The sequence below is a fragment of the Bacillus cereus ATCC 14579 genome (genome assembly GCF_000007825.1).
GTDB classification, from domain to species: domain Bacteria; phylum Bacillota; class Bacilli; order Bacillales; family Bacillaceae_G; genus Bacillus_A; species Bacillus_A cereus.
In genome coordinates, this window is record NC_004722.1 from 4,240,063 (window position 1) to 4,252,693 (window position 12,631).

The following is a 12,631-nucleotide window of genomic DNA, read 5'->3' on the forward strand; positions in this document are numbered from 1 at the left end:
GACCCATTTTGTCCATTTTCATGTGAGAAAAATTTTTCCTAATTTATCAAAGTTCATAAAAACCAATAATCAGTGGATGAACCAACCATCCACTGATTACAACTTTACTCTATTTTAGTACTCATCCTCGCGGAAACCTAGGTCACGAAGCTGAGACATTTTATTACGCCAATCTTTTTGCACTTTTACCCATACTTCTAAAAATACTTTAGAACCAAGTAGCGCTTCAATATCAAAACGAGCTCGCTTACCAACTTCTTTTAACATTTTCCCTTGTTTTCCGATGATGATTCCTTTTTGTGATGCACGTTCAACAACAATCGTTGCATTTATATAAACTGCCCCGCCCTCACGCTTTTGAATCGCATCGATAACAACAGCCACAGAATGCGGCACTTCTTCACGTGTTAAATGTAGTACTTTCTCACGAATAAGCTCTGCAATAATAAATCTCTCCGGATGATCCGTTACTTGATTCTCTGGATAGTATTGTGGTCCTTCTGGTAAATACTTTTTAATTGTTCCAATTAAAGCGTCCACATTATTACCGTCTAACGCAGAAATTGGTACAATCTCTGCAAATTCATGTAGTTTACGATATTGATCAATTAACTCTAGTAATTGCTCTGGATGAAGTTGGTCAATTTTATTAATGACTAAAAATACTGGTTGTTTCGTTTCTTTTAATTTCTCAATGATGAATTCCTCACCACGACCAAATCCTTCAACTGCATTAACCATAAACAGAACAATATCAACTTCTTTTAATGTCGTTTGAGCCATCTTTACCATGAAGTCGCCTAATTTATGTTTAGGTTTATGTATTCCTGGTGTATCAATGAAAATAACTTGTGCATCATTTTCTGTATATACACCTTGAATTTTATTACGAGTCGTTTGTGGCTTATCACTCATAATAGCAATTTTCTGGCCAATAATACGGTTTAAAAATGTAGATTTTCCAACATTCGGTCTGCCAATAATAGAGACAAAACCTGATTTATAACCTTTTCTATTCATGTAAATCCTCCGCTAAAAATGCTCCTGGTAACAATTCTCCGACTGTCGTCTCCTGAACGTCACCATGTAAGTTTGATAAGTATACTTTCGTATCCTGTTTACATAATTCTACCATAACTTGTCGACATGCTCCACAAGGAGGTACTGGGCGCTTTGTATCTGCTACAACCGCAATGGCTACAAATTCTTTATCTCCTTCAGAAACCGCCTTAAATAAAGCTGTTCTTTCAGCACAATTACATAAGCCATATGATGCATTCTCAACATTACATCCACGATATACTTTTCCACCGCGCGTTAATAATGCTGCACCTACTTGAAATTTAGAATATGGTACGTACGCTTGTTTACGCGCTTCGATTGCTTCTAGAATTAATTGTTTACTATTCATATTCCCGCATCCTTCCTGTTCACAGCTATGAAGAGATACACTCTCTCATTAAAGGCCCTTACAGCACTTGCCAAAGCTTAATAAAAGCTTCGGAATGCAACTATACCATATACGGAAAAAAGATAATAGCACCGATTATAACAGCTATAATTGCAAACAATAAAACCGCTCCTGCCGCAACATCCTTTGCAATTTTTGCAAACGGATGAATATGGGCAGACGGTAAATCTACCGTATTTTCCACAGCCGTATTTACCATCTCTAAGCTCATTACACTCCCTATTACAACAAGTAATATCATCCACTCTATTTTCGTAATATGGAAATAAAAGCCGCAGCATATAACAATGACTGCGGCTAAATAATGGATTTTCATATTTCGTTCATGACGAAAACAAAAGAATATACCAGCTATAGCATATCCAAAACTATCTATAAGTTTTCCTTTTTTCATCGTCCTAATCCAAAAGCTTCTAAAATTTCTTTTTGTCTTCCGAACATTTCTTTTTCATCTTCTTCTGTCATGTGATCATAACCAAGTAAATGTAAAAAGCCATGTAACGCCAAAAATCCAAGTTCACGATCGAAAGAATGTCCGTACTCTTCAGCTTGCTCTTTCGCCCTTGGAATAGAGATAATAAGATCCCCTAACATGCGCGGCATCTCTGCACCAACAATCTCCATTTCTCCTTCTCCCATCTCTTCCATGGCAAAGGATATTACATCTGTAGGTTGATCTTTATCTCGGTAATCACGATTAATTTCTCTAATGCGCTCATTATCTACAAATGTCACCGATACCTCCGCACCATCCTCGATATTTTCCATTTGAGCTGCTTTTTCTAACACTTCACGAATTAAACTCATATACTCTTCTTTTACTTCTTCTGTTTCATCAATAAAATCAATTAACAAACTCATTCTTTCTCCTTTTCTTCCGGAGGTTCCGGATATGTAATACGCGAATGGAAAATACCATTTAACGTTTCACACAACGTTTTTCCAACGATTTGTAGTTCCTTAAACGTCAAATCACATTCACTAAATTGACCGTCTTGCAGTCGATCTTTAATAATACTTTGCACCAAATTATTAATTTGTTCTGGCGTTGGGTGATTCATAGAACGTACCGCAGCTTCTACACTATCAGCAATACCAACAATTGCCGATTCTTTCGAAGTTGCTTTTGAACCTGGATAACGGAACATCTCTTCTGTATATTTTTCTTTATCTTCTTTAATAGCTTTATAATAAAAATATTTCAGTAACGTTGTACCGTGATGTTGCCCAGCGATATCAATAATTTCTTGTGGAATATGATATTCTTCGAGCATTCTTACTCCATCCGTTACGTGAGCAATTATAATATCTTTACTTGTTACAGGATCTAATTTATCATGCGGGTTTTCAATTCCCATTTGGTTTTCAATAAAGAATTGCGGTTGTACTGTTTTTCCTACATCATGATAATATGCCCCTACACGCGCTAATACACCATTTGCCCCGACTGCTTCACAAGCAGCCTCAGAAAGATTCGCTACCATTACACTATGATGATATGTCCCTGGCGCTTCTAACAAAATTCTGCGTAAAAGTGGATGATTTGGGCTTGATAATTCCATAAGCTTCATACTTGATACGATTCCAAGTCCACTTTCTAAATATGGTAAAATCCCCATAGCCAAAACGGATGATATAATCCCTGAAAGTGAAGCCATTAATAATTGCGTACCAATTTCAAGAGGCGAAAAATTCCCATTACGTAATAATAAGAGCGCCGCCAATACGACTACATTTAATACAGAAACGAGTATACCAGCTTGTAAAATCATTGTACGACGATTTTTTTCTCGCAAGAAAATACTAACCGATAACGAACTTAACAATACGTAAATCCCTACACTATAATTTAATGTACTCGTTACTCCTTCATTAAACATAATACTTCCGCATACAGAAAAAATCATACTCGTTAAAAAGACAAATCGATCACCAATCATTAGTTTTACAAGTATTGTTCCCATCGCAACTGGGACAACATATGCAATCCCTGCGTATTCAAGTTTTTGAAACAAACTAATGATTTTCATTAAGACGATTGTGATAGACAAAATTGTAATATACGCTAAAACATACGGTCTATCTTCTCTTTTTCTCTTTAAAAATAATTCAAATTGTTTATGCATAAAGTATAGTAACACACCAATGAGTACCGCTAATCCAACATAAGGTTGAAAACCGTTCCCTTTTTCTAACAAACCAACTAATTTCAACTGATTATACACATCACTTGAAATTGTTTCACCTTCTCTAACAAGAACTTGTCCTTGAAGAATATAAACAGGTGGAACTAAATCTTCCTCTGCTTTTCTCTTCTCTTTCGTTAAGATTGGGTCATAAAAATAGTTAGCTGAAATTGCATATCTTCCTAGCGCCTTAATTGATTCTTTTAACCCATTATCAACATTAACACTATTCATCTCACTTACATATCGTTCTTTCGCATCTTTCAATTCGTCCATTTTAATATGCTCAGTCATGATACTATTAATCGCTGTGACCGCAGCATCTTTCGCTAATACTAATTGGCTCGGATCTGCATTAATCAAATTCAGTAAGTTTGAATCAGATAACTCTTTCGTTAAGTCAGCGGGTAGTTTCTTTTTTAACTTGTCCACTTTCTCAGCATCAGTCATCTTTTTTTGATCATCCGGTCCAACAGCTTTAATCTCTTGCACCACTTCATCCACTTTAGCAAAGACGTCATTCACAATATCAACTTTGTTTTGTTTATACTCACTTTTATATGTATATTGATCTTCAACTTTTGTAGCGGCTTCTTTTTTCTTTTTATCCGTTGTAACTTTATCTTCAATTTTTATAGGAGAATGGATTGTCTTTTTCGCAATAGAATACATATTAACATCTAATTGTTCTGGTTTTACATTATTCATAAGCGCAAAAAACAGCACTGCTCCTAACACAACGTAAGAAATCCAACTTAGTTTTTTCGAATGTTGTAAATTACGAAACCACTTAGAAATTTCTTGAGATCTTGACATGATTTCAATACCTTCTCCTCTCCAGAAATAAAGTGAAACTATTTATAGCTTTCATTTCTTCTACCAAACGATACTTTGAGGCAATATTTTATACACTAGTACCAATAGTTTATTTTCCTTATCTTTCATGATAGTAAAAAATATGACGTTCGCCAACCTTATCATACAAAAAGAAATGATCCTGACAAATAGGATCATTCCATTTTATCATATGCCTCAATAATACGTTGCACCAATGGATGTCTCACAACGTCCGTTTGTTCTAATGTAATAAATGACAGACCTGATACACCAGATAAAATATTAGCAGCTATAGATAGCCCTGATTTTACCCCTTTTGGCAAGTCTACTTGTGAAGGGTCCCCTGTAATAACCATTTTAGAACTAAAACCTAATCTTGTTAAAAACATTTTTATTTGAGCACCCGTTGTATTTTGAGCCTCATCTAAAATAACAAATGAATCATCAAGCGTACGCCCCCTCATATAAGCAAGCGGAGCTATTTCAATTACTCCTCGCTCCATCATACGCTGCGTATATTCTTGTCCAAGAATATCATGTAAAGCATCATATAACGGGCGTAAGTATGGATCTACCTTCTCTTTCAAATCCCCTGGTAAAAAACCTAAATTTTCTCCAGCTTCTACAGCAGGTCTTGTTAAAATAATTTTCTTTACATATCCTTGTTTTAAAGCCCTCACAGCCATTACTACAGCTAAATATGTTTTTCCAGTTCCTGCAGGCCCTATCCCAAAGACAATATCATTCTTCTTCATCGCATGAATATATCTTCTTTGCCCCATTGTTTTTACACGAATGGATTTACCTTTTGCAGTCTTGAAAATTTCTTCCTCATATAACTCTTCAAATTGAGCAATTTTCCCTTGTTGTGCAAGCTGAATCGCATACGCAACATCTCTCTCTGAAATTGATATACTTTTACGAATTACAACAAGTAATTGCTGTAAGATTTTTTCTACGAGTGCCACCGTTTCAACTGCCCCAGATACATGAACAGTTTCTCCTCTAGTTACGATCGATACATTCAGTTCTCGTTCAATTACTTTTAAATGCGCATCATTAACTCCAAAAAGAGCGATTGCTTCGTTAGCATTTTCCAATTGTTGGTTCATTTCTACTAATTGTTCTGCCATTACTCAGTCTCCTTGAATATCGGATTCGGATATTGGTTGTGGCTCTGCAATATTTTCAACCACAGTATAATGCAATGTGACTTTTAGTTGATCCGCCTCAACCTCTTTACTCAAAATCTTATCACTTACAATCATAGCATGTTCATCCAATTTTTTCTTTAGTTCTTTTTCGGCCATCTCCTTCGCTACTTTCAGCGCTTGCTTTTCTGTATATTCTCGATTCGCTTCTTCTTCTTCTCTCACAACATCTTTTTCATATGCAATCGGCAGTGTAAAACCAAATAATTTCACATCATGCTTTACACTTTCAGTACGAGAGCGTTTATACTTATCATGCTGAAATCCCCATATTTTTATTTTCGTATCCCCGAATTTAAGAAAATGTTCATTGTATACATTACCAGTATACACTTGGAATTGCGTCTTTAACGGGACATCCACCTTAGATGTATACCACGTTTCGCCATATACAATACCTTTCGCTGAAACAATCGTCGGACTTTCCTCATTACCATATATTCCCGATACGAGAATCTGTCCTTTTTCTACATGATCATTTTTCAGTACAACCGGCTTTCCAACTTCTACAAACGTTTTTGTAATAATCGCTTCTTTTTTTGCTACTAAATTTTGTGGCCTTTGTTCCTTTTCTTTCTTCGGTTCGTTTTTTTCAACAATTTTAAAATGATAAGTCGTTCCCCTTACTTCTAGTCCCGCCCAAGTAATGGCATTAATATTATCTGTCAAATGGCGTTGCACATCTTCTACATTCGGCATTTGAAATTGTAGTTTCCCTTTTTTAATACCCATTTTATCCAATTCTTTCATCAATATATATTCTGTTTCAGGTTTAGCTCCTGTAATTTCAATTTTCCAAACCATATTTGACATTGCAATCACACCAAAAAAGAAAATTAAAAAACCAATTAAAAATCCACTGTTTTTAATTAAACGTTTATTCCAAAAAGGAAAACCATAACGTCCAATAAAATATAATTTACATTCATTTTTTCTATAAATTGGTTTTATTTTTTTCACATCGCGTAACAACATACAAAAAACTAACGTTTCATCAGCTATCTTTTTAACATCCCAAACTAATAAATTCCTCCGTACACATTCATTAACAAACCGTTCCGCTCCTCTACCTTCAATTCGCACTTTTACATATCCAAGCCACTTTATAAACCATTTATTTTTCATTTACCACCTTCACTACCTTTCTAAAAGTAGATATACTACTTTTTATTTGAAGCATTAAAATAGCTCGTACTAAAATAAAACAGAGTAAAACTGTAATCAGTCTCTATCAACGGAACTTTTACAGGATAAAGAAGAAAAACTTCACAAATGGAAGTTTCACTTCAATCACCTTTTTTTTCATTTTCTAAAAATGTTACTTGCTCAATTATCCCCTCGAGTAAAAGCTCTTCTGGAAGAATCGTTTTAATAACAAAGGATTGTCCTTTAATTAATAATTGACCGTGTTTTAAAAGCAATCGCACTTCTTTATCTGAAAACACTAATAACCCCCGATGATTTTCTATATAAATATGTATTTGCCCAACAAGAGTAATCCGAGGTAGATCCATTAATACATCCACTGGTAGGTCTACTTGTTTTGTCAACCAATTTTTCATTTGTTCTAATTTCTTCATCTCGAAAGACCCCCTCTCATCCCATATATATGTATTTCTTCACAAGTGCCTATCGTGTTATAACGACTTCACTAACATAACTATATTCTGCAAGAGTTCATATCATGTTAATTAAAACAGTCGCTATATGAAATCATATTTGTCAGGACAATGATGGATCAGAGGATGTTACCTTTAATAATAGAAGTATTAATACAAGAATATGCGCCCCTACAGGATATCAGTACAAGTTACATTAAGAAATTGAGCCTAGCAAGAAGTTGGAAACTTGAAAAAACCTGTTACAATTCGTTCTGGACGTGACATACTGACCATAGAATAAGTAGTTGTCATTCATTAGACAAATGAGATAAAATCCGAAAAAGGAAATTGCTCCACTCTGAATTTTGCGGTGTAAGTAAGAATATTTTATAGGTGGTTGTTATATGAATTTCAAAAAAATATTAGGATTCATTAAAAAACAAAAAAATGAATTAATAAGCGAGGAAATACGAAAGGAAATTGGATTTAGTCAAGAAATTTTGAATGTTATAAAACAAGTTACTAACAGCAGCATCCAGCCCTTTTATGCAACTGATTCAAAATCTAAAATAGCCGGAGTCTCTTTCGTTACCTTTGAGGATTCTGCTGAACAGCAAGTTATAAAACTTCAATCTGAGGTTCAGAAACTTGGATACTTAGCTTTTATTTGCGAAAGAAGTTTTAGTCAAGGAAGTAAGAGTGAGTGTAGAATTGCAATTACACAAGGAAATGACCAATTTGATATCCTTACAATCCAACAAACAAATGGCGTTAATTACGAAGTTAGCAATATAGATGTTATTTTTAAACTAAGAAAATGGAATGATCGCTATCCTTTTATCATAATCGGTGCAGATCATGACTGGGTTGATGCCATTTTTAGCGCGTTACCTACAGACGAAGAAATGCAATCTTTCGCGCAAGAAATGTATGAATTTTGTCCAGATATAGTGGAACAAGGAACAGAAAGCATTGAGGAGTTAGTCGAAGAAATTAAGAAAACGAAAAAGCTTTTTTTATGGTGGGATTAATCATAACTAAGGCCGTTACCTTTTTTTACATACCAGAGGCGTTTCTACCACTTACAGAAACGCTTTTTAAGCAATATAGCGTTTTTCCTTAATAAGAACAATAAAAAAACGTCTCATACGAAATGAGACGTTTTTTTATGCTAATAGCTGGATAACCAGCTTATTCACAAGTGATCCGTCTGTTTTACCTTTTACTTTCGGCATAACAGCAGTCATCACCTTACCCATATCTGCTTTAGAAGTCGCACCAACTTCAGAAATAACTTGCTTGATTACATCAACTAGTTCTTCTTCAGTTAATTGCTCTGGCAAATATGCGCTTAAAATCTGAATTTCACTTTGCAGTTTATTAACAAGGTCTTCACGACCAGCTTTTTTAAATTCAAGGAGGGAGTCCTTATACTGTTTTACTTCACGAGCTAAAACTGTTATTTCCTCTTCTTCAGTAAGAGTATGTTGCAGTTTAATACCTTCATTTTGTAAAGCAGCCTTAACCATACGAATAACGGTTAATTTTTCTTTTTGTTTATTCTTCATCGCTTGTTTCATATCATCGTTTAAACGACCGAGAAGACTCATAACTTACACCCTCTCTTAGAATTTACGCTTTCTTGCCGCTTCAGATTTCTTCTTACGTTTTACACTTGGTTTTTCATAAAACTCGCGCTTTCTTGCTTCAGCAAGTGTACCAGTTTTAGAAACCGATCTTTTAAAACAGCGAAGTAGCATCCTCCAAAGACTCGTTTTTACGAACGACTGTTTTTGACATTCTCTTTCCCTCCCTCCGAAACATCACACTTACATACTAACTTCAGCATGCAAAAAGAAACACTTCTTCAGCATGTCTTTTACGATTATAATACATTTTATCACTTCAGGTCAACTCTTTGGCAGAATAAAAGAAGAATAGAAGCATTTCCTTTTCAAAAGTTATACAAATAGCTAGTATCCTCTCTTTCATGAAGACAACTATATTTTTATCATTTCAACTTTTTTCATACAGGGATGCACGAAATGCCTCTCCACCCTTCTAGTACTTAACCGCTTCAAATAAAGAAAGCATGCAAACCGTTTCCGGTTGCACGCTCTTTTTTATGCGCTTGCTGATTCTTTTTTCACATCATCTTCAAGAACACGAACAAATTGCGCTTCGTTATATGGATAACCAGCTTTCGTAATTTTCACTTTCACTAGCTTACCAATTAATTCTTCTGATCCTTCAAATACAATTTTCAAGTAGTTATCTGTATACCCTACATATAACCCTTCACGGTCGCCGTCTTTAAATTGCTCTTCTGGAATGATTTCAAGCACTTCACCTTCAAACGCTGATGCATATTCTTTCGCTAATTGATTAGATAGCTCAATTAAACGATGAACACGATCATTCTTCACATCTTCAGGAACTTGATCTTCCATGCGTGCTGCAGGTGTTCCTGTACGTTTTGAGTAAGGGAACACATGTAACTCAGAGAAGCGGTTCTCTTTAATGAAATTGTATGTTTCCATGAATTCTTCTTCTGTTTCACCTGGGAAACCAACGATTACGTCAGATGTAATCGCAAGGCCTGGTAACGCTTCTTTCAAACGATCTAAACGCTCTTGGAAGAATTCCATCGTATATTTACGACGCATACGTTTTAATACAGTATTAGAACCAGATTGCAACGGAATATGCAAGTGACGTACAACTACTTCAGATTTATCTAACACTTCAATTACTTCATCTGAAATTTGACTCGCTTCAATAGAAGAAATACGAAGACGTTTTAATCCGCCTACTTCCGCTTCCATATCACGAAGTAATCCAGCTAAGTTATAATCTTTTATGTCTTCGCCGTATCCACCTGTATGAATACCCGTTAATACGATTTCTTTATAGCCTGCATCCACTAATTGTTGCGCTTGTTTAATAACTTCTTTTCCATCACGAGAACGCATTAAACCGCGCGCCCAAGGAATGATACAGAATGTACAGAAGTTATTGCAACCCTCTTGTATTTTTAAAGACGCACGTGTACGATCCGTGAAATAAGGTACATCAAGTTCTTCGTACACACGTGTTTTCATAATATTGCGGACAGCATTAATTGGTTGACGCTCTTTACGGAATTCTTCGATGTAACCTAACATCTTTTCACGATCCTGTGTACCAACTACAATATCTACACCTGGAATCGCCATAATTTCAGCTGGAGATGTTTGTGCATAACATCCCGTTACGCAAATAACTGCATCTGGATTTTGACGCACAGCACGTCTGATTACTTGACGGCTTTTTTTGTCCCCAGTATTCGTTACTGTACATGTGTTAATAACATATACATCAGCTTTCTTTTCATATTCTGTTCTTTCATAACCACCTTGTTTAAACAATTGCCAAATGGCTTCTGTTTCATAGTGGTTTACTTTACAACCTAACGTATGGAACGCAACAGTTGACATTGATCATCACCCCATCAATTCAAAATGATACGAAGCAGCACTTAACGCGTATAACGGCGCCGTTTCTGTTCTTAAAATTCTTGGGGCCTAAACTACATGGTACAAATTTATGTTCACGAAGCGCTGTAATCTCTTCCTCAGCTAAACCGCCTTCTGGGCCAAATACAATCAATAGCTTTTGACCTGGTTTCATTGTCGTTAAAGCTTTCGCAAAATTAGATTTCTCGCCTTGTTTTGCTTCCTCTTCGTAAGCAACAAGACAAGTATCATACTCACCACTCATTGAAAGCAATTGCTTAAATGATGCCGGAGCATGTACTTCTGGAATTTCACTTCTATGTGATTGTTCCGCAGCTTCTTTCACAATTTTTCTTAAACGCTCAACTTTTTTATCAGCTTTTTTCGCATCCCATTTTACGATAGAGCGAGATGCTTGAAATGGTAAGAATGCAGCTGCCCCAAGCTCAGTTCCTTTTTGAAAAATTAACTCTAGCTTGTCTCCTTTTGGCAGTCCACTTGCAATCGTCACGAAAACAGGAAGTTCACTTGACGCCTCTACCCATTCTACAATAGCCGTATTAATAAATTCACTGGTAATTTCATCAATTGAACATACTGCTGTTTTTCCATTCACACAGCAATAAATATGATCACCAGCTGACATACGCATCACTCTTGCGATATGATGTACGTCATCACCTACAATGCGAATACTTGTCTCATTTACATATTTCTCTTCTACAAAATAACGTTGCATATAATCACTTTAGTAGAGTTTCGTTCCTTTCGTAAGTCAACACTTACGAAAAGAACGAAACGTTATCATTTTTCATATAACAAACGGCAAGTCCCTCACCTTATAGTGAGAGACTCCCCTTTTCATTATAGACTAAAATCTATATTACGCATTTCGTGCAATAATTGCTACCCAATCTTCCATTCGTAACACTTCTTCAATTGTAAATCCAGCTTTTTCTAGCGCCTCAGAAATTACTTTTTCCTTCGCAGCAATAATGCCCGATGTAATAAATAATCCACCTGACTTCACAACTCTTGCTGCATCTTCAGGGAATAATAGAATAATTTCTGCTAATAAGTTAGCTACGATTAAATCAACTGGACCTTCAATACCTTCTAAAAGACTATTTTGTCCAACAGACACGATATCATCTGTTTTATTTAAACGTACATTCATTTCTGCACTTTCAACCGCAACCGGATCTAAATCATACGCTTGAACAGAAGACGCACCTAATTTTGCTGCTGCAATACTAAGTACACCAGAACCTGTTCCTACATCAATAATATTGTCACCTGGCTGTACTGTTTTTTCTAAAGCACGGATACACATCGTTGTTGTTGGATGAGTTCCTGTACCAAACGCCATACCCGGGTCTAATTCAATGATTTTTTCATCAGGAGAAGATGGTGTATATTCTTCCCAAGTCGGTACGATTGTGAATGTATCAGAAATTTGTACTGGATGGTAATATTTTTTCCAAGCAGTAGCCCAATCTTCTTCATTGACTTCGTTAACGGTAATATTTCCAGTACCAATTTCGATGTCGTAAGATGGAAGCACATCAATAGATGATTTTACACCTGCAATCGTTTCATGTAAAGAATCCGTTTGCGGGAAATACGCTTTTATTAATACACCTTCCGCCGGATATTCATCTGGGTTCAATGCATAAATTTCACCATATTGTTGCTCGCGCTCTTTCGTTAACTCCGCTGGATCCTCAATCGCAACTCCACTAGCACCAGCTTCATGTAAAATATGAGAGACAGCTTCTACTGCTTCTTCTGTTGTATGAATACTAATTTCTGACCATTTCACAATTTACCA

12 protein-coding genes and 2 pseudogenes are annotated in these 12,631 nt (G+C 35.7%); 1 reads left to right on the forward strand and 13 read right to left on the reverse strand.

The genetic code is table 11. The annotated features are described in order from the left end of the window. Positions 1 to 114: 114 nt before the first annotated feature. The 8 genes from era to yqfC all read right to left on the reverse strand — a co-directional run bounded on the left by era (position 115) and on the right by yqfC (position 7,285). Positions 115 to 1,020, reverse strand: a complete 906-nt coding sequence (gene era, locus BC_RS21460; protein ID WP_001080230.1) for a GTPase Era — start codon at positions 1,018 to 1,020, stop codon at positions 115 to 117. Beyond that, positions 1,013 to 1,411: a cytidine deaminase gene (locus BC_RS21465; protein ID WP_001086285.1), complete on the reverse strand. Its 399-nt coding sequence runs from the start codon at positions 1,409 to 1,411 to the stop codon at positions 1,013 to 1,015. The genes era and BC_RS21465 overlap by 8 nt, the downstream gene beginning before the upstream one ends. A 100-nt stretch (positions 1,412 to 1,511) precedes the next feature. After that, the gene (locus BC_RS21470) at positions 1,512 to 1,865 is read right to left on the reverse strand and encodes a diacylglycerol kinase family protein (protein WP_000715468.1); all 354 of its coding nucleotides are present in this window, start codon (positions 1,863 to 1,865) and stop codon (positions 1,512 to 1,514) included. Then, complete coding sequence (ybeY, locus tag BC_RS21475) at positions 1,862 to 2,332, reverse strand: rRNA maturation RNase YbeY (RefSeq protein WP_000054684.1); 471 nt, start codon at positions 2,330 to 2,332, stop codon at positions 1,862 to 1,864. Before ybeY ends, BC_RS21470 begins: the two co-directional genes overlap by 4 nt. After that, positions 2,329 to 4,473 carry an HD family phosphohydrolase gene (locus BC_RS21480; RefSeq protein ID WP_000091509.1) on the reverse strand — a complete coding sequence of 715 codons (2,145 nt, stop codon included), beginning with the start codon at positions 4,471 to 4,473 and terminating at the stop codon, positions 2,329 to 2,331. The genes ybeY and BC_RS21480 overlap by 4 nt, the downstream gene beginning before the upstream one ends. Positions 4,474 to 4,667: 194 nt before the next feature. Then, a complete protein-coding gene (locus tag BC_RS21485) occupies positions 4,668 to 5,627 on the reverse strand; it encodes a PhoH family protein (protein WP_000840501.1) in 960 nt (319 codons plus the stop codon). A 3-nt stretch (positions 5,628 to 5,630) separates the two neighbouring features. Continuing rightward, positions 5,631 to 6,830, reverse strand: a complete 1,200-nt coding sequence (gene yqfD, locus BC_RS21490) for a sporulation protein YqfD (RefSeq protein ID WP_000792498.1) — start codon at positions 6,828 to 6,830, stop codon at positions 5,631 to 5,633. 161 nt (positions 6,831 to 6,991) lie between these two features. Further along, positions 6,992 to 7,285 carry a sporulation protein YqfC gene (yqfC, locus tag BC_RS21495; RefSeq protein WP_000732269.1) on the reverse strand — a complete coding sequence of 98 codons (294 nt, stop codon included), beginning with the start codon at positions 7,283 to 7,285 and terminating at the stop codon, positions 6,992 to 6,994. A gap of 425 nt (positions 7,286 to 7,710) precedes the next feature. Here yqfC and BC_RS21500 point away from each other — a divergent pair, with 425 nt between their 5' ends. Then, positions 7,711 to 8,337, forward strand: coding sequence for a DUF4253 domain-containing protein (locus tag BC_RS21500; RefSeq protein ID WP_001009615.1), 627 nt, complete (start codon positions 7,711 to 7,713; stop codon positions 8,335 to 8,337). 135 nt (positions 8,338 to 8,472) lie between these two features. On the opposite strand, the gene BC_RS21505 is transcribed toward BC_RS21500, so the two are convergent. From BC_RS21505 to prmA, 5 genes and pseudogenes are all read right to left on the reverse strand, one after another. Further along, the gene (locus tag BC_RS21505; RefSeq protein ID WP_000054562.1) at positions 8,473 to 8,916 is read right to left on the reverse strand and encodes a GatB/YqeY domain-containing protein; all 444 of its coding nucleotides are present in this window, start codon (positions 8,914 to 8,916) and stop codon (positions 8,473 to 8,475) included. Between the two features lie 15 nt (positions 8,917 to 8,931). Next, a pseudogene (rpsU, locus tag BC_RS21510) lies at positions 8,932 to 9,106 on the reverse strand (30S ribosomal protein S21). Between the two features lie 323 nt (positions 9,107 to 9,429). Continuing rightward, the gene (gene mtaB / locus BC_RS21515; protein ID WP_000108679.1) at positions 9,430 to 10,782 is read right to left on the reverse strand and encodes a tRNA (N(6)-L-threonylcarbamoyladenosine(37)-C(2))-methylthiotransferase MtaB; all 1,353 of its coding nucleotides are present in this window, start codon (positions 10,780 to 10,782) and stop codon (positions 9,430 to 9,432) included. Between the two features lie 6 nt (positions 10,783 to 10,788). Continuing rightward, positions 10,789 to 11,539 (reverse strand): annotated as a pseudogene (locus BC_RS21520) (16S rRNA (uracil(1498)-N(3))-methyltransferase). Positions 11,540 to 11,683: 144 nt separating this feature from the next. Then, positions 11,684 to 12,622 (reverse strand): 50S ribosomal protein L11 methyltransferase, encoded by a 939-nt coding sequence (gene prmA, locus BC_RS21525; protein ID WP_000872101.1) that lies wholly within the window; start codon positions 12,620 to 12,622, stop codon positions 11,684 to 11,686. Positions 12,623 to 12,631 lie beyond the last annotated feature (9 nt).